The sequence below is a fragment of the Methylobacterium sp. P1-11 genome, from assembly GCF_008329595.1.
Lineage (GTDB): Bacteria > Pseudomonadota > Alphaproteobacteria > Rhizobiales > Beijerinckiaceae > Methylobacterium.
The window spans coordinates 1-23,125 of the sequence record NZ_NPKS01000056.1; the positions used below are offsets into that span (position 1 = coordinate 1).

The window sequence follows — 23,125 nt, forward strand, 5'->3', positions numbered from 1 at the left end:
GGCGCGGCGGCGCGCGAGGGCGTGCAGGAACGGGTTGATGCCGGCGCGGGCGAGGTCGGGGCGGTGGGCGAGGTAGGCGGCGGAGTCGAAGTCGGGGCGCGGGTCGCGACCCGCGCGCCAGCCGTGGACGAGGTAGTCGCGCACCGGGTCGGCCGTGATCCCGTACCAGCTCGCGTAGAACGCAGCGTCGAAGTGTGGGGCTAAGGCGGCGATCTGCGCGTCCGCGGTGACGAGATCGTTCGCCGCCGGCAGGCCGCGGCGGGCCGCCAGCCGGATCAGCGGGTTGCCGCTCGCGCGGACCGGGCGGGAGCGCGCCCAGCGATGGTAAAGGCCGCGGATCTGCTTCAACGTGGGGCGCCCGCTCTGTCGCGCGACGGCTGCCGATTGCGGTCGAAGACCGCGCCGGATGCGGTGCTGGGTTCGAGACCTGAAGCTCGGGTGAGCATGTGTTCGCGCGGGCTGGATCGAAGGCCTGTCGGCGCGCCGGGCAAGGCGCCGCGCCGACCGCCCACCGCCCTAACGGAACGCGGGCGCGGGGTAAACAACGGCGCCCCTGCCCACTTTCCGCGCGTCCCGCCGGTGCGATCAGATCAGGTCGGACCGCCACGTCACGTTCTCCCGCACGATCCGTGCGGGGTTGCCGGCGGCCACGCAATGGGGCGGCACCGTCCCGGTGACGACCGAGTGTGCGCCGACGATCGCGTTGTCGCCGATGACCGAGCCCTTGAGGAGCGTGGTCTGATTGGCGATCCAGACATGGTTGCCGACCCGGACGGGCTTGGCCGGGTTCAGCCGCGCGCCGGTGTCTCGGGTCACGATGGAGTGGAAGTCGCTCGTCGTCATCCAGACGCCCGACGCGATCGAGCAGTTCGTGCCGATCTCGATCGCCTTTCCCTCGACGGGATTGAGATGGACGAGACCGGTGAAGCCGGTCCTGTCGCCGATGCGCAGCACCGAGCCGGGGCCGATATAGATGTTGGCCATCGACAGCCGCACATCCTCGCCGACATCGAACCGGCAGTTCGACTCGATGACGATGTGCATGTCCTTGTCGGATACGCAGCCCCTGCCTATACGGATGTAGTTGTTGTCGCCGTTGATGTAGATTTTTCCTGCTTGGCTGTGCTGATCCCGCGAATCAATGTCGATGACATTATTCTCCCCTTTGTCGAAGATATTCAAAGACATAATTCGCTCTGCGGGATCTATGGACGCCCCTGGGTGCGGCGCGGCTGGCGTCCCGGATCGGACGGCCGCACATCGAACCCGCGGAAGAAAGCTCGCCTTCCAAAGATGACGATTACGGTATCGGCGCGCCGAAATCGGGATCCGCCGATACTCGGCGATCGCGCCGACGCCCCTGAGCCGGCAGCCGCGTTTCAGAAATGTCTCTAAGCCATCGGGCACGGTCCTCACAACTCGCGCGGTGGATCGGGTGCCCGTGGCCGGGCTCGGTCGGCGCGGCTCCACGGGGCTGTTGACGCCGGGAGGCACCTATGACGTATGCCGTCAGCAAGCGAAATCATGGGATGAGGCCGTCCGGTGGCTGAGGACAACACCTTGACGAAGGCCCTGGTGGACGTTCGGGCGCGCAGGGCCGCACTGCAGAGCGACTACGACCGGATCGCCGCCGAGTTGACGAAGCTCCGGGCGGCGGAGGCCGCGCTGACCTCGATCGTCGAGGGGAGCCCGCTGGAGGCGTCCGATCTTCACGGGCCCGAGGGGCTGCGGGCCTTCGCGACCGAACGGGCCGCGCCCGCCTCCGGCGGACGTCGGGGCGCCCGCGGCCCCCGGGCGAACTCGGCCAAGGGGCGGCTGAAGGCGCTGCTCGGCTCGGCCGGCCCGCAGGGCCTGTCGCATGCTGAGATCGCGGAGCGTCTCCCGGACGTCGCGCCGAACACCCTCAACACCTACCTCAGCATGCTGGTGACCGGCGGCGAGGCGATCCGGAACGGCGACTTCTTCACCGCCGTCGTGCCCGACGAGGCCGAGAACGGCGAGGCCGAGGCCGAGACCGATCCGGACGCGGAGATCCGGCACGACGCCGCCGCCGAGTAAGACCGGCGCCGGGCAGCGCTACGATCGCCGGAGGCGCGCGGCTGCGGGCCACTCCGCCGCGTCCGCCCGCGTCCGGTCGCGCGCGTGAGGACGCGGCGCCCGGCCCTGCCACGGGCCGTCTGACAGCCCCGTGCCCGGCACGCCTCCGGATTAGTACTACAGTTGCGTTTTCTCGTGAGATCGAAGGTGGGCTGCCCGTGCGGCGGTCTGATGTCGTCGTCGCCAGAGCGACCATGCAAGCAGCACCGCGCGTACACGGGCAAAGGCAAGAACGAGACGGGTGAGCAGGTGCCTGATTTCTGGGACAGAGAGCGGCAGCAGGGGCTCAGACGGCTTCCGGGGCGTCCGTCGCTTCAGGCGGCCTCGACGGCGACGTCCGGACTCCTTTCGTTCGGTTTGCCAGCCGCGATGCGCACCAACTCAGCGCGCAACCGCGCGAGGAAGGCGAGCGCGGCCATGCACAGCGTCATGTGGCGGTGCCACCCGTCCCAGGAACGCGCCTCGCAGTGGTCGAGGCCGAGTTCGCCCTTGGCGGTGCCAAAGCAGGTCTCGATCGTCCAGCGCAGCCCAGCCACCCCGGCCAGTTCGGACAGCGTAGTCTCCATGGGCGCGAACACGACGTAGTAGGCGCGCTCAGAAGGTTCGCGCAGGCTGCGCCGGATCAACAGCCAGTGGTCCCAGGGCGGCGTCTGCAGGCGCAGCAGACGCACCCGCGCCCAGTCGTAGAGCCGCGGCCCCTTCGCACCCTCTCCGGCCGGGTACCGATGCCAGGCGGAAGCCGGCAGCGCGTCGGCGATGCCGGACGCGTCGCGGGTCGCGAAGCCATCCGTGACCGTCATCAGGCGCTCGTTGCTGCGCACCGCCAGGACGTAGGGCTGCGCGCGTGCCTCCAGCATCATCCGCAGCCGCTTGTCCGATCCATACAGCGCGTCTGCCAGCACGAAGGCGCAGGGTAGCCCAGCATCGAGCGCGGCGGCGATCAACGCGCGCGCGATCGTCGGCTTGGTGGCAAACTCGACCGCCTCAGGGACACCAGCCTTGGCGCGCCGGGCCTGATCGGCGGCCCAGGCCTCGGGTAGGAACAGCCGCCTGTCGATCAGCGCCTGGCCGTAGCGACTGGCATAGGCGAGGAACACACCGACCTGACAGTTGTCGATGCGCCCCGCCGTGCCGGAGTACTGCCGCGCCACGCCGACGGAGTGCGCACCCTTCTTCGGAAAGCCGGTCTCGTCGACCACGAGCACCGCATCGGGGTCGGCCAGAGCCTCGGCTGCGTAGGTGCGCACGAGATCGCGTGCCGCGTCCGCATCCCACCGCCCCCGTCCCAGCACAGCCTGCAACCGATGCGGCCGCGCCTCACCCGCGCGCTCGGCCAGAAGCCAGCCGGTCTTGCGCTCGACGCCGGAGAGGAGCCCGTCGAGATAGTGCCCGATCGACATGCGCAACTCGCGCCGCCGCACGCACAGCCCAACGCGATCCTTCAGCGCTGTGAGCTCCCGCTCCCACGCCAACAGCGAACCAGACCAGGACGCCACCGACATCGCCAAGCCTCCGCCCTCGCAGACGCCCAACGGACCACATCAAATCTCAATACGCAACTGTAGTATTAGTGCGCCTAACAGAACGGGCACGGATCGGGCGGGCGGGCGTTGGTCGTGATGGCTCGTCCGCTTCTGCCCGATGATCTCTGGACCGAGATTGCGCCGCTTCTGCCGCCGCCCCGCCCACGTCCAAAAGGTGGCCGACGGCCGATCGAGAACCGAGCTGCGTTGACCGGCATTCTGTTCGTGCTGCGCTCAGGCGTTCCGTGGGAGATGTTGCCAGCGGAGATGGGCTGCGGCTGCGGGATGAGTTGCTGGCGGCGCCTGCGCGACTGGCAGGCGGCTGGCGTATGGGCCCGCCTGCATCAGGTGCTCTTGGAGCGCCTGCACGGGGCGGGCGAGATCGACTGGAGCCGAGCGAGCTTGGACAGCGCCTCTGTCCCGGCCAAAAAAGGGGCTCTGCCACCGGCCCGAACCCGACGGACCGGGGCAAGGCGGGCACGAAGCGCCACCTCGTCACCGACGCGCGCGGTACGCCGCTCGGCGTCTGCCTGAGTGGGGCCAACCGGCACGACAGCGTGATGATGGCACCGACCCTCGATGCCATCCCACCCGTGCGCAACGGTCGGCGAGGGCGGCCGCGACACCGCCCGGACAAACTGCACGCCGACAAAGCCTACGACGCTGAACCGCGCCGACACGAGTGCCGGGCGCGTGGGATTGTACCGCGCATCGCACGCCGCGGCATCGAGAGAAGCGAGAGGCTGGGCCGGCATCGGTGGGTGGTGGAGCGCACGCACGCTTGGTTCAATCGCTTCCGTCGGCTGCCCGTGCGCTACGAGCGACGTGCAGACATCTACGAAGCCTTCACCAGCCTCGCTGCCAGCCTCATCACACTCAACCAGATCAGACGGTTCTGTTAGGCGCTCTTAGCTCGACTTTGGCCATTCATGCGGCGTGGCAGAGCGCATAGGCCCAGGGCGCTGGCAAACGGAAGCGGGGTTTTGTTCGGGCGCGTCGGCGCGGTGATGTTGCCAAAGTCCGCTCGCGCCAGATCGCACAGCGCACGGCGGCCAGTGCATCGGCGAAGGTCGGGCGCGGTTTGGGGTACCACGCGGCGGCCGCGACGCGTCGCCGTTGGCGAGCCGAGAGGCGTGCGGCCAGCAGTGTGACGATCGAGAACAGGGCGAGCAGGCAGGGCGTGGTGCGGGCGATCGCCGTGTCGGACCACTGCCGCTGCGTCTCGACCCCAAGATGGGCGCGCGCTTCCTGGAAGGTGACCTCGATGGTCCAGCGCCGCACGAACCACCCTACGATCTGCGCGGGCTCGCGCATCGGTTCGGTGCAGAGCAGGGCCTGCGGTGCAAAGCGGCTCTCGGGATCGCGCACCAGCACCCATCGGATCGGCACGACCGGCAGACCGCCGTGCCGCCACACGGCGGTCCCGGAGGCGATCTCAAGGGTGCGCTCGCCCGCCCCGTACCAGCCGGGCACCACGACCGCGTGCCAGCGCGTGTCCTTGGCCGCGAGGATCGCGGCGAGCGTCGGCAGTCGAGCGCCCTTGGTCCGCGGGCGTCCGATCGTGCCCGGCGGCCGTGGCGGGGCCGGCTCGTAGAGAGCAGCATCCAGCCGAAGGCGGGTGATCGCCGTGATGCGGGCGCGGCGCATCGCGTCGAGGAACAGCAAGGCCGAGAAGCCGCTGTCGCCCACCACCACGAGGTCGCGTGCGCGCAGCCAGCGCCGCGCCTGGAGGGCGAGTTGACGCCCGACGTCGAGCAACGGCTTGTGCCGACGGCCGCGTTCGCGACAGGCGCGCTCGGACGGCACCAGCGCGGTCAGAAACGGCAGCGCCCAGACGCGCCCCGCCCAGGGGATCGGGGCGAGCAACATCAGGCTCATCCAGCGCAGGCCGCTCGCCTTGACGAAGTGGCTGTCGGAGGAGCGAACCGGATCACGGTAGATACCCTTGGCGGCGATCCGCTTGCCGCGGCGGCGCTCGATCGTGTCGTCCAGTCCCAGGACCACGGGGCCGCGTTGCGCGAACGTGTCGACGAGGAGACAGAGCAGGATGCGGCTGCCGATGCGCGGGCTCCACGCAGCGCGGTTGAGGATGCGGTGGACGTTCACAAACCGCCGCTCCTGCGCGCGGCCCATGATGCGCAGGACGCTTGTCACCGTGCGCTGCCCCGGCGTGAGGATCGCGCCGACCAGCAGGATCTGAGCGTGTCGCCACGAGCGGTGGACGAACAGCGGTGCGAACGCCAGGATAAGTCCGGCGAAGCGGGCAGGCAGGGGCAGCATGGCGGTGTCTCTTGGCAGGGACGCCAACAGCCTATCCATCACGCCCGCTTCGTCACCTCCGCCCAATCGACGCGCCGCAAATGGCCAAAGTCGAGCTTAGGCGGCCGCCGACATCCGCCGGATGATCGGCAGCATCAGCGCGCTCGGCGTGGCGGCCGGCACGGGGAAGATCGTGGCCGTCTGATCGGTCTTCACCCGGGGCAGCCGCTCGATCACGGTCCGCAGGTTCGGGAGCGTGCGCGCTAGGGTCGCGGCCAGCGTCTCGCCGGCAATCTTGGCCATGACGTATTCCACAGTGTCGCGGGGTGCCTCGTCGATGGCGCTGGTCGACGGGTAGAAGGCTGCCACGGCGTCGCCGCGCCCCAGGCAGAACTGGCTCAGCTCGTAGAAGGCGGTGTTGTAGACGCGCATCATCTCGTCCAGGCAGGCCGGCTCGAAGGGCGCGCGCTTCTGGCGGAAGATGCGGGGCGTCGCGAAATGGTAGAGCTGCGACGGGCGCATCGCCAGCGCCGCTAGTTGCGCGGCGGCCGGCTCGGCGGCGTCGTAGCGGAGGACCTGGCAGCCCCCGCCTGCGTCGCGGATCTCCCGGGCGATCGTCTCCGCTTCCTCGGCGCCGGACGCGTAGGTGATGCAGACCGCCCCGCCCCCGGCTGCGATCAGCTTGGCGGTCGCGGCGCCGAGGCCCCGCGACCCGCCGACGATCAGCGCGGACACCGCGGCGAAGGCGCCTGGCTCCACTAGCGCCGCGAGATCCTGCAGGCTCTCCTGCTCCACCGGTCGCGGGCGGACGAAGCCCTCGACCCGGGCGACGAGGCCGGGGCCGACGGCGTCCAGCGTCACCGATTGCAGCATCGGCTGGAACCGCCTCACCGCGTAGCCGAGGCTCGAACCGGTGCCCCCGTCGGTGACGGTTACGTCGATCTTCGAGAGGATCGAGTGGAGGCCGGGCACGAACATGCCGATGAGCGTCGAGAGGCCCCCCAGGGCGGCGACCCGGCCGGGACCGAGGGCGCGGGCGAGGCGCGGCGCCAGCGCGGCGATCGCCGCCGGGTCCGGCAGCGCGAAGGCCCCGGCGAGGCCCGTAAGGGCCGCCGGATCGCGGGCGATTGGCTCTGCGGGGATCACGAAGGGCGCTCCCTCGACCGGTTGGGCCGGGGCTCGGTCCGCCGCGAAGGTCGCCTGGATCGTCAGGGTGCGGACGCCGTCCACCGCCAGGTACAGGCGCAGGTGCCGCGCGTCGGCCTCATGGATCGTCAGCGCGGTGCTGTCCCCGACCAGCACGAACCGCTCGAACCGCATCTGCAGCGTCGCGAGCCGGTCGAGGGGATGGGCGTCGGCGCAGACATCGAGGGCCCAGAGGGCGGCGTGGACGCCGTGGACGGCGCGCTCGCCGGCCAGCGTCCGCCGAGCCATCCGCGCGTCCATGTGCATCGGATTGACGTCGCCGGTCGCTCGCGCGAAGGCGGCTTGATGGGCCTCGGTCCAGGTCCGCGTCGTCGCGGCAGCGTCGTCCGAACCGGATCCGTTCATCGCGCAGCTCCTCCTCGGCCGGCCTCCTCCCCGGCCGGGCTGGCTGGCCGCTGGATGGCCCAGCCCCTTGCTTTATGACACGCGATCTCGCAAGAGGGTGGCGCTCGCACGCACGGAAAGGGGCCGGTCGATCGCCGGAGGGCAGGCATCCGCAGGGTGTCGCAGGGACCGGTATCGAGGATGACCACGGCTCGCGCCCTGTCGATCAGTTTCGTCGGAAACGTCGTTACCAACCCGTTCGGGAAGGTGGCAGGCCGCCTCGCGGATCTCGCCACGGTCTCGTGCGAGCATCTCCCCATCGGACAGATCGAGCAGGTACTGGCTGGACCCACCGCCACTGACGTCCTGATCGTGCATCTCGATCACCGCTGGTTCTTCGACGTCGCCCCGGACGAGGCGGCCGTGGCGCGCGCGCGCGGCCTCGCCGAGCTGGTCTCGGCGAGGCTCGCCCGGGCGCCGGGGACAATCATCCTCAACACCGTGCCGTTCGTGCCGGTCTCGTCCGTCGAGAGCGACCTCCACGAGCAGCTGGAGGCGCTGGCGCGGGTGAACGCGGTGCTGTTCGACCTCGCCCGGGCGCAGGAGCGGGTCAGTGTCGTCGACGCCGCCGGCGCCCTGGCGCTGCTCGGCTTCGCCAACGCCTTCCGCGAGCGCAACCGGTACATGTACCAGATGCCCTACGCTCCGGTCGCCGTGGACGCGCTCAACGAGCGCTACGCCGACGCCGTCGCTGCGCGGCTGCGAGCCCGCCGGAAAGTGGTGATAGTCGACGCCGACAACACCCTCTGGGGCGGCGTAGTCGGCGAGGACGGGGTGGAGAACTTGGAGGTCGACAGCGATTATCCGGGGATCGTCCACACCCAGCTTCAGCGCCAGCTCCAGCGCCTGAAAGGCCTCGGCATCCTGCTCTGCGCCGTTACCAAGAACAACGAGGAGGATTTCCGCGCCGTCTTCGGGCAACGCGCGATGCCGCTTCGGCTCGAGGATTTCGTGGCCTATCGTAGCAACTGGTCGGAGAAGAGCGAGAACATCCGCGATCTCGCCGCGACGCTGAACCTCGGCCTCGACAGCTTCATCTTCCTCGACGACAACCCCTTTGAGATCGAGGAGGTCCGCGCCCGGCTCCCCGGGGTCGAGTGTTACCTGTTCGACCGGACTCGCCCCGAGCAGGCCATGGCCTTGCTCGACGGCATCGCCTCCTTGCGCGCCCGGAACGTGACTGCGGAGGATCTGGCCAAGACCGAGCAGTACCGGGGCGAGGCGCAGCGGCAGGAGCTGCAGCGCTCGGCCGCCTCGATGGACGAGTATCTCACCTCCCTCGACATCCGCGTGCACGTGTCCCGCAACAATCCGGGCTCGATTCGGCGCGTAACGCAATTGATTAACAAGACCAACCAGTTCAACCTCACCACGCGGCGCTACACCGAGGACGAGGTCGCTACCGCCATGCGTGAGGGCGGCGTCTACGCTGCCCGGGTGGTCGACCGATTCGGCGACATGGGCATCGTCGGCGTCGCCATCGTCCGCAACGGTGCGCTCGAGACCTTCCTGATGAGCTGCCGGGCCCTCGGGCGCCGCATTGAGAGCCAAGTTCTGGGCTACGTCTGCCGCGAGGAGGCCGATCCGGAGCTGCGGGCCCAATATCGCCCGAGCGCCAAGAACCGGATGGTCGAGACCTTCCTGGACGAGAACGGGTTCGCGCTCATCGGCTCTGGCCCCGAGGGCAAGGACTATCGACTGACCCGAGGACCGGATGACACCGCCTACATCCACATCGTCGCGGAGTGAGGGCGCGGCCGCCGCGGCCCGCGCCACCCTGGACCGCCTGATCGAGACCTGGGGGCGCCCGGAACTGAGCGCGCTCGGCCCCGAGGACGACCTATTCGACCGGATCGACTCCTTCGCGGTGGTGGAACTGCTGCTCGAGACCGAATCCGAGGTGGAGAAGACCGTGGGCCGCTACGTGCCTCTCGCCGACGAGAGTATCCTCGACAGCACGGGCTCGCCCCTGCGGCGGCTGCAGGGCTGGTTCGACTACGTGGCCGACGCGGTCGCTCGTGGCTGAGCTGCGCTTCCGGAACGCCGGTCTCGTCGGCCTCGTCACCACGGTCGGCGGCTGGGCGCTCGCCTTCGACGCGGAGGCGGCCGCTCTCGGCATGGCGCCAGAGGAGGCCGAGCGGCTCAAGCGCGCGATGGGCTTCAGCACGCGCCACGTGGTCGTGCGCGACGACACGACGACGGCCGATCTCTGCCTGCATTCTGCCCGGCAGCTCCTCGCCGGCCTCGAGCTGCGGCCGGAGGATCTCGACGGGTTGATCCTGGTCACGCAGACGCCCGACTACAGCTCGCCCTCGACCGCGATCAGCCTGCAGCACCGGCTCGGCATGCGCACCGATACGCTTTGCTTCGATATGCGGCTCGGGTGCAGCGGCTTCGTGTACGGGCTCTCGGTGGCCTACAGCCTCGTGGAGTCGGGCCTGAACCGGATCCTGCTCTGCGTCGGCGACGTGGCGAGCCGGATGGTCGCCCGGGACGACCGGAGCATCACGCCCATCATGGGCGATGCCGGCGCCGCCGTGCTGGTCGAGCGACGGGCGACGGAGAGTGTCTTTCAGCTCCACAGCGACGGGTCGGGCGAGAAGGCCCTGTTCATCCCGCATAGCGGCCTGCGCCGCGATGCCGAGGACCAGGACAAGCCCGCCTCCATGCAAATGGACGGCGCGCAGGTGTTCAACTTCACGCTCAAGCGCGTTCCGGGGCTGATCGCAGACATCCTGGCGGCCGCGGGGCTGAAGCCGGAGGATCCGGATGTCTACGTCCTGCACCAGCCGAACAAGTACATCCTGAAGAACCTGCAGCGGCGCCTGGGCCTCGACGACGGCAAGCTTCCCTCGGGCACGCAATCCGTCTACGGGAACCAGAACTCTGCCTCGATCCCGGGCACGATCTCGGGTTTCCTGGCGGAGGATTTTTCGCGCCGGCCCTTGCGCGCGGTGTTCGCGGGTTTCGGAGTGGGTCTGAGCTGGGGTGCGTGCGCCCTTGCCACGGATGGGATCTTCGCTCCGCCCGTCCTGAAGTTCGAGGAGACCGCATGATGACCGAGGCTGGGTTCCTGGACGAGCTCGGCGTGATCCTGGATCAGCCGGGGCCGCTCGCGCGCGGCCAGAAGCTCGGCGAAATCGAGACTTTCGACTCTCTCGGCATCCTCAACATCATGGCGCTGTTCGACACGCTAAGTCTCGAGGTCGAGCCGGCGCGGATCGCGAAGGCCGCAACCACCGACGACCTCCTGGCCATGGCCGGCGCGAAACTGCAAGCCTGAGGTCTGGGTGACCATGGCGGAAATCGCGGGACACATCCTCGTCGTCGGAGCGAGCAGTGGGATCGGGCGGGCCGTGGCCGAGCGGTTCGCCGAGGAGAGGTCGGTCACCGCCGTCGCGCGCCGGACAGATCGCCTTGCAGATCTCGCCGCCGCCGGGATTGCCACCATCGCGGTGGACGTGACCGACTTGGCGGCGATCGGCGGCGTGCTTCAGGCGGCTGTCGCGGACCGAGGTCCGCTCACGGGCCTCGTCTATTGCGCGGGCGTTCAGCTCATCAAGCCGATGCGCAGCCTCGGCGTGGAGGAGGTCGAGCGGCTCTATAAGACGAATCTCGTTGCGCCGACCCTGTTCGCCGCCGCCTTTGGCAATGCCCGTATCTCGACCCGTGACGCCGTCTTCTGCGCCGTATCCTCGGTTGCTGCGCAGCGCCCGGAGCCGGCGATCGTTCCCTACGCCGCTTCGAAGGCAGGACTGGACGCGCTGATCCGGGGCCTTGCCCGGGAACTTGCCCCGCGGCGGGCTGTCGCCGTCGCGCCGGGTTGGCTCGACACCGAGATGACGCAGGCGCATGCGCGCCTCTACGGGGACGCGTTCAAGGCCGAGCTGGAGAAGCGAAGCCCAGCTGGGGTAGCTACGGTCACGTCGGTGGTCGATGCCATCGTTTTCTTGATGTCGCCGCAGGCGCGGCACGTGACCGGTGAGATCCTGCGTGTCGACGGCGGGGCGACGCTATGATGAGCAAGATCCGGTGACGGCCGGGGCCAAGCGCTTAGCCCTGATCGGCGGCGGCGGTTTCTCCAAGGAAATCGCCGAAGTCGCCCAGATGCGCGGTTACACAGTGGAGGCGACCTATTCGAGCCAGCCGACCGCGCAGGTTGGCACCTACAGGGGCTATCTCGACGAGTTGCTGACCGACCGTGCCGCGTACGATGGCGTGGCGCTCGCCGTGGGCGGCGTGAGCCGGGCCGCTATCCAGGCGCGCGCCGAGATCATCGCTTGGCTCGACCGGCACGCCCTGCCTTGCCCACCCCTGGTGTCACCGCACGCGATTGTCAGCCAGGGAGTGACGCTGGGCGTGGGCGCGTTCGTCGCGCACGGGGTGATCGTCAACGTCGACGCGCAGCTGGGGCGGTTCTGTGTCGTCAACACCGCCGCGATCATCGGCCACGACGCGGCGATCGGCGACAACACAACGATCTCGCCGGCGGCCTTCATCGGTGGACGCTGCGCGATCGGGACGGACGGACTGGTGGGACCGCTGGCAAAAGTGTTGCAAGGGATAAAGGTGGGCGATCGATCGATGATCGGCATGGGCTGCACGGTGCTCCGTACGGTGCCGGACGATGCCGTGGTCTGGCCTAGACCGGACAACTATGGAGCGTCTTCGGTATCGTGATGAGATCAGCCTACTACCATGTAGAGACTCGGGCCCATAAAGTTCTTAGTTTGCGGCCGCGAGAATCGAGGACGATGGCTCTGTCATTGGAGATGGCGGTTCCAACTGACCTCGACGCCAATCTTCTATACGGCCCAAAATGACCAGCCTCGCGAAGCGCGTGCGCAGCTGAACAGGTGCGGAACTGATCATACTGCCTCGCAACAGCCACACTGCGTGCAAAAGAGTCGAATTATTTTTCAGGAATTGCTGCATAATTGCAGTTTTGTCGAAGAAAGCCGAAAAATTTTAAGCCGCCAACTCAGAGGATTGATGTGACACGTCCGAAATTCTACGCGTAACCTGAGAATTTTCCGCGCTCCCGGCGTCACGGGATGGGCAGAAAACTGATCGACGGATATTTCGCCCGAACAGAATCATTAAGACTCAGCTATTTCTCCACAACGAAGAGGCGGTTAGAAATGAAGACCCCAAGTCGCATTGCCATCATTCACACTTGGCCAGATATCAAAAACGCGGAATTTGAAGTCGTCGAAAGAATCAAGCTCGCCTGTGTAAATTGTGGAATCGACATTGATGTTATTAATAGTCAGGGAATAGTCATAGAGTCCAACATTTTGGATCTTGTTTCCCGCAAAGTCAGCAATGAGACTCACCTGTTTGCAATTTCTTTGCATTTTCAGTCGCCTAAAGTATTCGATCTTTATACTTATATCGCCCTTTGGAATCCGGTGGACTATTATCATGTCTTCGGGTTCTCGGCCGTGACTGAGAAAACCTGCAGCCATGACGACGTTCTATCCTGCGAATCTTCGCCCGCGGACGCGCTCGCGCTCTTGAACTTCCAGCGGCTTGGTAAAAGATACTTGGAGCCGATTAAACTATTCCATAATTGCCCTAAGCCGTATTTGGGGCCGAATATCACATCGACCGCCACTCTGTTTTATGTCGGTATCAATTGGGAGCGTCTGTCTGGGAGAAAGGGAAGATTTCACGACCTGCTCCTCGATCTCGATGAAAATAATATGGTCGATATATACGGACCAGAGTTATTTCTGAATCAAAGGCCTTGGGAGGGGTTCAAAAATTACAAAGGCGAAATCCCATTTGATGGGAAAAGCGTCGTCAATTCAATCAACGCGGCAGGAATTTGTCTGGCTCTGTCGTCGAAGCAGCATCAAGACAGTGGCATTCTTAGCAATCGGTTGTTTGAAGGCATGGCTGGCGGAGCAGTCGTGATAACGAACAAGCACCCTTTGGTGAATAAGTATTTTCAAGACTGTGTCTATATTCTGGATGATGAAAATCTCACTGAGGGTGAAATCGCTATCGAGGTCAAGAATATAATTCATGAGATCCGATCCGACGTCCGATCCGCGACAAGCCGTGTGCTTAGAAGCCAGGAAATATTATCTTCACTTTTCTCGCTCGAGGGATCTCTCGAAAAGTTGGTCTCCATGCATCATGAGAGAGCCAAATACGCTAGGCCTTATATTTATCAGCAAAACATCATCGACATATTGTTGATTTGCGACTATAGAGGCGTCGATCCTAAGGATGTCGGTAAGCACCTCAGAACAATATTTTCTCAAGACGGAGTTCGTGGCGACTTGGTCGTCCTAATCTCACATGATGTTGCTCAAGATCCTGAGGGAATGAACCTTATTACGAAGCTGGGTTTCAAGGCCGACGCAGCCTTTAAGCTGAAGCTTGTCACAGCATCGTTCTCTGAGGCCCTCGAAGCGTCTAGAGGACGGCTATTCTCCTTGGTGAGATCCGACGAAGAGTTTCAACGTCATCACTTCGCATCTCTCGCGTTCGCACTGTTGAAAGACGAGAGCGCACTAGCAGCATGCTCCGGCGCGCTGATGAGAAGCTTCGACCAAGACGGATTGATATCCGATTCTTTCGTGTCAAATGCGTTCGAGTTAGGTGAGGAGATTTCAGATCTTGCTGCGGACTACGGGTTTGGGCGCCTCTTATTCAGGTCAGAGGTTTTGGACCTTCTGCCCGCCAGCCTGTTCCCCCTTCTTGCGGGGCACGAGGTCAATCTTATCGCGGCCTTCGCGCGCTCATCGGCATCGTTGGCGGAGACCGGCCTTCCATCATATATCTGGTTGAGGTACTTGTACCCCAGGGTAGCTTCTGAGCGACGTCCCTTGAGGTACGATAGAGAGCTAGTGAGGAATCTGCTTCCGGTACCACATCCGGCGAATCAGCAAAGTCCTTCCCGTGATCGCGCGCCTGTACATTCAGTTCCGTTCGAGGTTCGCTTGGATCATATTTACCGGGCGACGCCGGGAGCCGAGGGAGCAAAAATCCTCGGCGAAGGATTCGGCCCGTTCGGCCACTTTGGAACCGCGATTCGAGGTGTAAGCGGTAACATCCTGTTTCAGACGCCCGTGGGGTCGGCCGATCTTTGCATAATCTTGCGTGTCTCAGTGCAGGAGGAGGAAACTTTCGCGAAGGGGGCGAAAATTCCGGGCCGATGTTACGATGTCTATCTCGGCGATGAAATTCTGGGACAGTTCAATTTCGAAGCTCGGGAGCAGCTACTTTCGATCTATTTGCCCAGGAATCGAGAGGTGCTGGGGCGAATATACTCGATCTGGATCAATATATCCGGGTATCACTTCAATAATGGGGATGAGTTTCCTGCCGCAAAAGCGGTTCCGACTTCCTTCGTTGTCCTATCGTTCAAGGTCATTGAGGCGACCGCTAGAGGAGGGGCGCGGCTGCATGAAGTCGGGAGCAATTCTTTGGTGGACGATAAGGTGGACTCGGCCTGGTATCTTGAGAAATATAGGGACGTGAAAGACGCGGAAAGCGATCCAATTTATCACTTCGAGAATTACGGTCGCGCCGAAGGCAGATTTCCCAATTTTGCTGCCGAGAAAGCAGCGTACTGGGAGTTCTGACGGCGATCTTCGTCCAGGTTGCGATCAAGCGAGACTGGCCGGGTCGCGCGTTGATCCTCTCGACGATGATCGTGGGCGCCGCTATCTGCTGCGCCATGGCCACCGCTGTCAGCCGACGCGGCAAACTGGGTCCTTCCGCACTTCTGGTGCAGATCCGAGTTGAAGGGTCGCGTGGCGTAGATCGTAAACCGGTCTCACGCCACGGGGATGACCAAGCGCCTGCTGCCTTTCATCCCCGCAGATCTCACCGTCGATCAGGTCCAGCCCAGTCCTGGTCGACTGGTCATCCTCGCCCGTCCAAGTGCCGCGACGGCCGCCTGTCCAACATGCGGTGGCGCTTCCGCGCGGCTGCACTCGCACTACACCCGCACCCTCGCCGATCTGCCCTGGCAGGGACGGCACGTCCGCGTCGCAGTCCGAGCCCGGCGCTGGCGCTGTCCAGCCAATGACTGCCCTCATCGCATCTTTGCCGAACGCTTGCCGAGCGTGGCGATGCCCTGGGCACGACTGACTGGGCGGCTCGGTGACTTGCAGCGCCACCTCGGCCTCGCGCTCGGCGGCGAAGGGGGAGCCCGGCTGTCTGCACGGCTGGCCATCCCGACGAGCGGCGACACGCTCCTGCGTCTGCTACGGCGCGGTTCACCTGACGAACCAAAGCGATCGCCGCGCGTGCTCGGCATCGATGACTGGGCTTGGCGGCGCGGCCAGCGCTACGGCACGATCCTCGTCGATCTGGAGCGTCGGCGCGTCGTCGACTTGCTGCCGGATCGAGAGGCGGCCATCCTCGCCAGCTGGCTGCACCAACATCCCGGCGCCGAGATCGTGGCGCGTGACTGTGCGAGCGCTACGCCGATGGTGTACGCCGCGGCGCCCCTCAGGCCGTCCAAGTTGCGGATCGATTCCATCTACACTGCAACGGCTCCGAGGCGCTGCTCTAGGTTGTCGAGCGGCATCGCACGGCTTTCTCCCGCCTCGTTCACACAATCCTGTCCGTGGAGGCAGACGTCCCGGGGCCCACGCAGAAGCCGCAAACCCCGGCTGAGGAGCGACACCGACAGGGGCGGTTCTTCCGCACTTCGAGTTGCGAAGTACCGTCCTCGACCTCTTGCCCGACCGGGACGCCGGCAGCGTCGCCGCGTGGCTGCACGTCCATCCGGGCATCGAGGTCATCGCTCGCGACCGCACCGACGTCTTCGCCGAGGGCGCCCACGCGGGCGCGCCGCAAGCCCAGCACGTCCTCGATCGTTTTCACCTGCTGCGTAACCTCAGCGTCGCCCTGCGCGCGATCGTCGCCCATCATCATGGCGTGAACCGCGCCGTCGGTCGTGCGCGCGTCGATCACGAGGTCGAGGCAGCGCAGGCTGCGAAGGAAGCCGCGCGGCCGCCGACGGCGATCGAGGTTCGGAAGCGGGTGACGCACGCGCTGCGTCGGGCTCGGTCTGACCTGACCGCTATTTTGGACCGAGCCATTTGCGAGGCAACTGCATGGCCGCTGCCATGGGTAGCCGGAAGGCCCGATCCGGGTCGCTGACAGGCGCGGGCGGGCGGTAGCCTAACGACGAATGCGGGCGGACGCGGTTGTCTGTGTTTCGCCATAGACCGATCACGATCTGCGCTTCCTTCAGCGAGTAGAAGATCTCCTGACGCAGGCACGCATCACGAAGCTTCCCGTTGAAGCTCTCGCACTACCCGTTCTCCCACGGCGAGCCCGGAGCGATGTACTGGATCTGCGAGCCAGCTTCGACGACCCACTTGCGCAGTGCTTTGGAGATCATCTCCGGGCCATTGTCACAGCGGATGTGCTCCGGGATGCCGTGCAGGCACATGGCGTCGGCCAGCGCCTCGATCACGCCGACGCTGTTGAGGCGCCGCGCCACCTTCAGCGCCAGGCAGACCCGGCTGTGCGCGTCGATCAGCGTCAGGATGCGCAGGCTCCGCCCATCGTGCGTCTGGGCTTGGACGAAGTCGAAGCTCCAGACGTGATGACGGTGGAGCGGACGCAGCCGCACGCAAGAACCGTCGTTCAGCCACAGGCAGCTGCGTGGTCGGTGCCTGTGTGGGACCTTCAGCCCCTCGCGACGCCAGATGCGCTGAACCCGGTCCTTGCCCACCCGCCAGCCGTCTGCCTGCAGCAGCGCCGTGACGCGGCGGTAGCCATAGCGCCCATCCTCGGACGCCAGGGCGATGATGGCCTGGGTCAGCTCATCCTCGTCGGCCGGTAGTGTGGGCACGTAGCGTTGCGTGCCGCGGTGCTGACCGACGATCCGGCAGGCGTGACGTTCCGAGAGGCCGTACTTCTCCCGGATCCCAGCAACCGCCTGCCGGCGTCGCTCGGGGGCTACAAGTTTCCCGAGGCAACATCCGCCAGCACCTGACCCACCAAAGACAGGTCCGCCACGAGCCGCCGCAACCGAGCGTTCTCGCGCTCGAGATCCTTCATCTTCCTGGCCCGGTCGACCTGGAGGCCGCCGTACTCCTTGCGCCCGCGGTCATAGCTCTGCTCGGAGATTTCCGCTTCCTTGCAGGCCAAGGCCAAACTCTTGCCCTGGGCTGTCTGCACCTCGATCTGGCGCAGCTTGGACACAACCTACTCCGCGCTCGTCTTCTAACCTCGCTTCATCCCCAACTCCTCTGGTCCAGGCTGATCCTCTCAATCAGCCCGGTCCAAAGCCAGACGGTCAGGTCAATCCCGCCCATTAGCCAGATCAGCCATCATTACTCTCGCGCACTCGGCCAACGTCGATGGTCGGATACATCCGACCATCCTCAGCCCGAGCGTCGGGCCTCGGCCACGACCTCACACAAACCTGCCTGGAGTTCAACAGACGGATGCCAGCCCGGAAGACATGAGGTGGCGGACCACGGCCTCATTACTTCGCGGGCGCGGTATGGCCGTCCACCCCAGCGGATCCGCATGGGTTCGCCCACGGCCAGACTGACTGCGCCGACAAGCTCGCGCACCGAAAGCGTATGACCCGAACGCACGGGAAAGGCTTCCCGCCCTCGCGGAGCGGAGATCAGCCTCTCGGCAGCCATCAGGAAGGCCGTCACCACATCGCGGACATGAACGAGATCAATGATCTGCTCGCCGGGCGAAAGCACCACCTCCGTCCTGTCCAGTGCGGACCGAACAAGATAGGGAACAAGTTTGGCGCGAGGATCCGCTGGGCCATAAACATCGAAGAGCTTGAGCGTCAACACGTTCAGTCCGCGTGCATCGACGTAGAAATGCGCGAGATCCTCAAACGCTTGCTTTGTCGCCGCGTAGAGATTCGTTGGCAAGTACACCTCCGATCCATCGAAGTGTTGCCAGGATGTCCCAGTGTTAACGATGTTGCGACAGCCATGATTGGACATGGCCTCAAGGATCAGGGTCGGAAAAATTATATTCCCAGAAATGATATCCGAGACTTGTGTCGGCGCGTGCTCGACTGTCACGGCGGAAGCAAGATGGAAGACGATGTCCGGCTTCGCACTCTCGAACGCGGACGAAACGGAGGCATAGGTTTCGTCGTAGTGATGCGATCGAACATCCCGGCGAATAGGTGGGCGGCGCCCGAGAACCTCGATCGTCCATCCGCTCTGCAGCAGAGCGGTCGCAAGCTGGTTGCCGACATAGCCCGTCATACCCGTCAGGAGAGCTCTGCCTGGCGGGCCTGCCTTCGCTTCGTCGTCGGCTTTCATCTGTGCTCGGAGGGGTGAGTGGCTGGCGCCTGGTCCTGACGGATGAATGACCTGAAGACGTCCACGACATAATCGAGATGAGCGCGGCTCAGCCCCGGGTAGACGCCGATCCAGAAAGTTCGATCGACGACGATGTCCGCATTGGTGAGCTCGCCCGCAACTCGATAATGACGGCCTTTCATATAAGGCTGTCGGATGAGATTGCCGCCAAATAGAAGCCGCGTCGCGATCTTGTGCTCATTGAGGTATTTCACGAATTGATCTCGGGAAAACGGCGCGTCTTCCCGAAGGGTTAACACGTAACCGAACCACGACGGCTCACTATTCGGTGTCGCCTCTGGCAGGATCAGGTAGGGTGTGAATTCCGAGAGAGCTGCGTTGAGATACTGGAAGTTAGACCGCCTTATTTCAATAAAACTATCGAGGCGGTCCATCTGAGCGAGGCCGACTGCCGCCTGCATGTCGGTGATCTTCAGGTTATATCCGAGATGGGAATAGGTGTATTTATGATCATAGCCGAACGGCAGGTCGCCGAGGTTCCAGCCAAATCTCTTCTTGCAGGTGTTGTCGACCCCAGGTGGACAGTAGCAGTCGCGTCCCCAGTCCCGGATCGACTCCATCGCGCGCAGGACGAGGGAGTTAGCCGTGAAGACAGCCCCTCCTTCTCCCATGGTGATGTGATGCGCCGGATAGAAGCTCAGGGTACCAACGTCACCGAAGGTACCCACCATCTTTCCATCATAGGTCGCGCCGAGAGCGTCACAGCAATCTTCGATCACCCACAGGTTATACTTTTGGGCGACTCGCATCACTTCGCTAAGCGCGAAAGGATTGCCGAGCGTGTGCGCTACCATGATGGCGCGGGTTTTGTCGGTGACAGCCTCCTCAATGCGGCTCGGCATGATGTTGTAGGTCGGAATATCTACGTCGACAAAGACGGGAACAAGCCCATTCTGCATCACTGGATTTACCGTGGTCGGGAATCCAGTTGCCGTTGTGATCACCTCGTCACCGGGCTTCAGTGCGCGATCGCGGTGCAGATGAGATGTAAGACCTGTCAAAGCGACGAGGTTTGCCGAAGAACCCGAGTTGACGGTCAGCACCTTGCGACGAGCGCCGATGAACGCTGCAAGGCGGATTTCGAAAGAGTCGTTGAAACGCCCGGTTGTAAGCCAAAAATCGAGCGACGAGTCCACGAGACTCATCAATTCTGACGCGCCATAAACTTTTCCAGATACCGGTACTGGAGAGGCGCCCGGTTCGAACGGCTTTGGCTGGTGGGCAAGGTCTGCATACTGAGCAGTAAGTTCGAGAATTTGCGCACGGAGAGCCGCGGCATCTTTAGACTGCATAGCTGATCCTCAGAGGCTCAGGGACGCTAGATACTGTGCGATCTGCCGCCGGGTCAGGGCTAGGACGTCGCCATTATCGGCTTCCGTTTGATACCATTCCACCGATTTGGCGATCGTCGTCTCAAAATCCCAGCGAGGATGCCAGTCGAGGAGCATACGCGATTTCGACGAGTCGAGCTTCAAATAATGGGCTTCATGGACGTGCGGTACTTCATCAAGTTCCCAATCGCCTGCACCCCAATGGCGGTACGTTGCCTTAACGACTTCGCAGACATTTCGGTCGCTGGCAGAGCCGGGCCCGAAATTCCAGCCCTCCTGATAGGAACCACCATCTTCGCCAGAGAGTCGTTCCGCCAACCGCACATAGCCGGATAGCGGCTCAAGTACGTGCTGCCACGGTCGGATCGCATGCGGATTACGGATCTTCGCGGACTCCCCCTGTAAGATGGACCGAATCAGGTCTGGCAAGAGCCGGTCGAGCGAGTAGTCGCCGCCGCCGACCACGTTGCCCGCCCGGCCAGTCCCGACCCGCTTCCCAGCGGCCCGAAGGAAGGAGTCCCGGTAGCCCGCAGTTACGAGTTCTGCGCATCCCTTGCTGTTGCTGTAAGGGTCATGGCCGCCCATCGCCTCCGTCTCACGATAGCCCCAGACCCATTCGCGGTTCTCGTAACATTTATCGCTGGTGACAACCACGATGGTCTTCACACTGTCGACCCGGCGGCAGGCTTCGAGCAGGTTGACAGTCCCCATCACATTAGTAGCGTAGGTCTCGACGGGGTCCTTGTAGGAACGGCGCACAAGCGGTTGCGCTGCCATATGGAACACAATCTCGGCACCGCTCGCGGCGAGCGACGCAGTTAACTGGTCGAGGTTGCGCACGTCCGCGAACTCCGAGTGCTCAATTAAGCGCTCGACACCAGCGGACCGGTAGATGGAGCGGGGATCCGCCTCAAGAGCGTAACCGTGAACTCGGCTCCCCCAATCCGATAGCAAGATCGAAAGCCACGATCCTTTGAAGCCAGTATGGCCAGTCAAGAAAACCGCGCGACCGCGCCAAAAATCCGGCCCTTCAACCATCACCATACCTTCCACGGCGCTTTGCCACCCTCCCAGAGCTTCTCCAGGGTGATCTTGTCGCGCAGCGTATCCATCGGTTGCCAGAAGCCATCATGTAGGAACGCGTGGAGCTGCTTATCGGCGGCGAGCCGGCGAAGCGGCTCCTGCTCCCAGATGGTCGCATCATCCTCGATGTAATCGAACACTCCGGGGGAAAGCACGAAGAAGCCGCCGTTGATCCAAGAGCCGTCGCCAACCGGTTTCTCTTCGAAGTGGTCCACCAGCGTGTCCTGCAGCGTCAATGCGCCAAATCGCGCCGGCGGCCGCACGCCCGTGAGCGTCGCGAGGCGGCCATGCTGTCGGTGAAACTTGATAAGGGCTTGAATGTCAATATTGGACACACCATCGCCGTAGGTCATACAGAAGGCCTCTTCGCCTTCCAAATAGGGCCTGACGCGCTTCAGGCGTCCACCCGTCATGCTGTCCGGGCCGGTGTCGACCAACGTCACACGCCACGGCTCGGCCGTGTTGTGGTGAACCGTCATTTTGTTGCTGTTCAAGTCAAAAGTGACATCTGAGGTATGTAGGAAATAATTCGCAAAATACTCCTTGATTATGTATCCTTTGTAGCCCAAGCATATAACGAAATCATTTATTCCGTAGGCACCGTAGATTTTCATGATGTGCCAAATAATCGGCCGCTCGTCGATCAGAACCATGGGCTTCGGACGAGATCCAGTCTCTTCTCCGAGCCTGGATCCGAGACCGCCCGCTAAGATAACCGCTTTCATCGTCTTCCTTCGCGGCCCGATCGCGCCGGCCAATTCCTTCGGTTAGAAGGTTCGTGGCTACCTGATAGCGGGACCCTGGATGCCGCAAATTCGTCTGCGACGCAACCGGAGATCTGGCTCTGGCCTGTTGCGCTGCGCGCTCCAACGGAAGCTTGCCCAACTACTTGCCCGAACAGGCGTTTTCTGGGCAGAGGACTGTCGGGCGAGACGAAAGGATCGAGGCAGTCCCCGTCGTTTGCCAGGGCCGAGCGGGCTTGGCCGCGGCGTTCGCCGGTCTCGGTTGTGCCTGTGTTGGTGAACTGGCAAGGGAGCATCGCCGATTGAAGCGGCACCTTATTAAGGTTGCGCGGCGGGTGCCGCAAAGCCAACGCGCCGTTCTATTTGGGGCGGCCCGCGCCGGCGGGACGCTTCATGCGGCAGCCTTTTTGATGCCTTTTTCTCTTATACAACGCGTAGTCATGATTAGGCTGAACTCGATGCGGCTGCGCGTAAGCCGGTCAGGTACGTTTAGGCCTCGTTTTGACCGGCCTCGGTGCTTGGCGGCTCACGGCGGCCACTGACAACGCTGAGCACGTGCCGGTGCTCACAAGGTGGGCAGCCACATCGAGTCTGATCGGACGCCGGTGCGATACCGGCCGGGTTTGGCCTGCGCTGCCACCAATCCAAGCTCCAGCATCTCTTATTGGAGCGACGTCAACTACGTTCTTGAATTGCGTTGCTCATGTTGAGACGCGCCACCTCGAACAAATGGGCAGTTATGGGGATTCGCGCGGTGCTCATCGAGCGACCGGATCAGACGGAAGCGGCTCGCCCTCGAGCGGAGATATTGGTAGGCGGGTTCTCGCCTTGACGCGGATGGCTTCGCGGTCGTAGCAGCCGGGCAACTTCGGAACGGGACGGGTTCATGACGGTCAAGCGAGCGCTGATCACAGGTGTGACGGGCCAGGACGGTGCGTATCTGGCGCAGCTCCTGCTGGAGAAGGGCTACGCCGTCACCGGCATCGTGCGCCGCTCCAGCCATGCCGGCGTGTTCGATCACCGGTTGAAGTGGCTCGGCATCCTCGACGATGTCGAGCTGGTCGACGGCAACCTGCTCGACCAATCCGCCCTGCTGCGCATCGTCCAAGCCGCCAAGCCGGACGAGATCTACAACCTGGCCGCCCAGTCCTTCGTCA

18 protein-coding genes and 3 pseudogenes are annotated in these 23,125 nt (G+C 64.1%); 11 read left to right on the forward strand and 10 right to left on the reverse strand.

What is annotated here, in order from left to right; genetic code table 11:
- Positions 1–348, reverse strand: a pseudogene (locus CIW48_RS31240) (hypothetical protein); the annotation flags it as partial.
- Positions 349–585: 237 nt separating this feature from the next.
- The gene (locus tag CIW48_RS31245; RefSeq protein ID WP_246695504.1) at positions 586–1,407 is read right to left on the reverse strand and encodes an acyltransferase; all 822 of its coding nucleotides are present in this window, start codon (positions 1,405–1,407) and stop codon (positions 586–588) included.
- 135 nt (positions 1,408–1,542) lie between these two features.
- Between CIW48_RS31245 and CIW48_RS31250 the strand changes: the two genes are divergently transcribed.
- Entirely contained in the window at positions 1,543–2,058 is a 516-nt protein-coding gene (locus CIW48_RS31250) for a hypothetical protein (RefSeq protein WP_149314256.1), read from the forward strand.
- Between the two features lie 353 nt (positions 2,059–2,411).
- Here CIW48_RS31250 and CIW48_RS31255 read toward each other — a convergent pair whose 3' ends face one another.
- Positions 2,412–3,599 (reverse strand): IS701 family transposase, encoded by a 1,188-nt coding sequence (locus CIW48_RS31255; protein ID WP_149314257.1) that lies wholly within the window; start codon positions 3,597–3,599, stop codon positions 2,412–2,414.
- 117 nt (positions 3,600–3,716) lie between these two features.
- Between CIW48_RS31255 and CIW48_RS31260 the strand changes: the two genes are divergently transcribed.
- Positions 3,717–4,522, forward strand: a protein-coding gene (locus CIW48_RS31260; RefSeq protein WP_149314258.1) for an IS5 family transposase whose coding sequence is annotated in 2 segments (ribosomal slippage) — positions 3,717–4,047 and positions 4,047–4,522 — 807 coding nt in all. Because the reading frame shifts where the segments join, the coding sequence is not laid out codon by codon here.
- 25 nt (positions 4,523–4,547) lie between these two features.
- Here CIW48_RS31260 and CIW48_RS31265 read toward each other — a convergent pair.
- Positions 4,548–5,900, reverse strand: coding sequence for a transposase (locus CIW48_RS31265; protein ID WP_149314259.1), 1,353 nt, complete (start codon positions 5,898–5,900; stop codon positions 4,548–4,550).
- Between the two features lie 96 nt (positions 5,901–5,996).
- Positions 5,997–7,430: an SDR family NAD(P)-dependent oxidoreductase gene (locus tag CIW48_RS31270; protein WP_149314260.1), complete on the reverse strand. Its 1,434-nt coding sequence runs from the start codon at positions 7,428–7,430 to the stop codon at positions 5,997–5,999.
- A 180-nt stretch (positions 7,431–7,610) separates the two neighbouring features.
- Here CIW48_RS31270 and CIW48_RS31275 point away from each other — a divergent pair, with 180 nt between their 5' ends.
- The 8 genes and pseudogenes from CIW48_RS31275 to CIW48_RS34390 form a co-directional block, all read left to right on the forward strand.
- Positions 7,611–9,218 carry an HAD-IIIC family phosphatase gene (locus CIW48_RS31275; protein ID WP_149314261.1) on the forward strand — a complete coding sequence of 536 codons (1,608 nt, stop codon included), beginning with the start codon at positions 7,611–7,613 and terminating at the stop codon, positions 9,216–9,218.
- A complete protein-coding gene (locus CIW48_RS31280; RefSeq protein WP_149314262.1) occupies positions 9,184–9,495 on the forward strand; it encodes a hypothetical protein in 312 nt (103 codons plus the stop codon). Before CIW48_RS31275 ends, CIW48_RS31280 begins: the two co-directional genes overlap by 35 nt.
- Positions 9,488–10,525, forward strand: coding sequence for a ketoacyl-ACP synthase III (locus tag CIW48_RS31285; RefSeq protein WP_149314263.1), 1,038 nt, complete (start codon positions 9,488–9,490; stop codon positions 10,523–10,525). Before CIW48_RS31280 ends, CIW48_RS31285 begins: the two co-directional genes overlap by 8 nt.
- Positions 10,525–10,752, forward strand: coding sequence for a hypothetical protein (locus tag CIW48_RS31290; RefSeq protein WP_149314264.1), 228 nt, complete (start codon positions 10,525–10,527; stop codon positions 10,750–10,752). Before CIW48_RS31285 ends, CIW48_RS31290 begins: the two co-directional genes overlap by 1 nt.
- Positions 10,753–10,765: 13 nt before the next feature.
- Complete coding sequence (locus CIW48_RS31295; RefSeq protein ID WP_149314273.1) at positions 10,766–11,488, forward strand: SDR family oxidoreductase; 723 nt, start codon at positions 10,766–10,768, stop codon at positions 11,486–11,488.
- Positions 11,463–12,149 (forward strand): acetyltransferase, encoded by a 687-nt coding sequence (locus CIW48_RS31300; RefSeq protein ID WP_246695506.1) that lies wholly within the window; start codon positions 11,463–11,465, stop codon positions 12,147–12,149. The genes CIW48_RS31295 and CIW48_RS31300 overlap by 26 nt, the downstream gene beginning before the upstream one ends.
- Positions 12,150–12,523: 374 nt before the next feature.
- Positions 12,524–15,067, forward strand: coding sequence for a hypothetical protein (locus tag CIW48_RS31305; RefSeq protein ID WP_149314265.1), 2,544 nt, complete (start codon positions 12,524–12,526; stop codon positions 15,065–15,067).
- Between the two features lie 1,093 nt (positions 15,068–16,160).
- Positions 16,161–16,370, forward strand: a pseudogene (locus CIW48_RS34390) (transposase); the annotation flags it as partial.
- Between the two features lie 148 nt (positions 16,371–16,518).
- On the opposite strand, the pseudogene CIW48_RS31320 reads toward CIW48_RS34390, so the two are convergent.
- The 5 genes and pseudogenes from CIW48_RS31320 to rfbF all read right to left on the reverse strand — a co-directional run bounded on the left by CIW48_RS31320 (position 16,519) and on the right by rfbF (position 21,950).
- Positions 16,519–17,651 (reverse strand): annotated as a pseudogene (locus tag CIW48_RS31320) (IS3 family transposase).
- A gap of 182 nt (positions 17,652–17,833) precedes the next feature.
- On the reverse strand, positions 17,834–18,751 hold the full coding sequence (locus CIW48_RS31325) for an NAD-dependent epimerase/dehydratase family protein (RefSeq protein ID WP_149314268.1): 918 nt from the start codon (positions 18,749–18,751) through the stop codon (positions 17,834–17,836).
- Entirely contained in the window at positions 18,748–20,103 is a 1,356-nt protein-coding gene (gene rfbH, locus CIW48_RS31330; protein ID WP_149314269.1) for a lipopolysaccharide biosynthesis protein RfbH, read from the reverse strand. The genes CIW48_RS31325 and rfbH overlap by 4 nt, the downstream gene beginning before the upstream one ends.
- A gap of 9 nt (positions 20,104–20,112) precedes the next feature.
- Entirely contained in the window at positions 20,113–21,186 is a 1,074-nt protein-coding gene (rfbG, locus tag CIW48_RS31335; protein WP_246695507.1) for a CDP-glucose 4,6-dehydratase, read from the reverse strand.
- The gene (gene rfbF / locus CIW48_RS31340; protein WP_149314270.1) at positions 21,180–21,950 is read right to left on the reverse strand and encodes a glucose-1-phosphate cytidylyltransferase; all 771 of its coding nucleotides are present in this window, start codon (positions 21,948–21,950) and stop codon (positions 21,180–21,182) included. Before rfbF ends, rfbG begins: the two co-directional genes overlap by 7 nt.
- A 904-nt stretch (positions 21,951–22,854) precedes the next feature.
- On the opposite strand from rfbF, the gene CIW48_RS31345 reads away from it, so the two are divergent.
- On the forward strand, positions 22,855–23,125 hold a 271-nt coding region (locus tag CIW48_RS31345), incomplete at its 3' end, for a GDP-mannose 4,6-dehydratase (protein WP_149314271.1).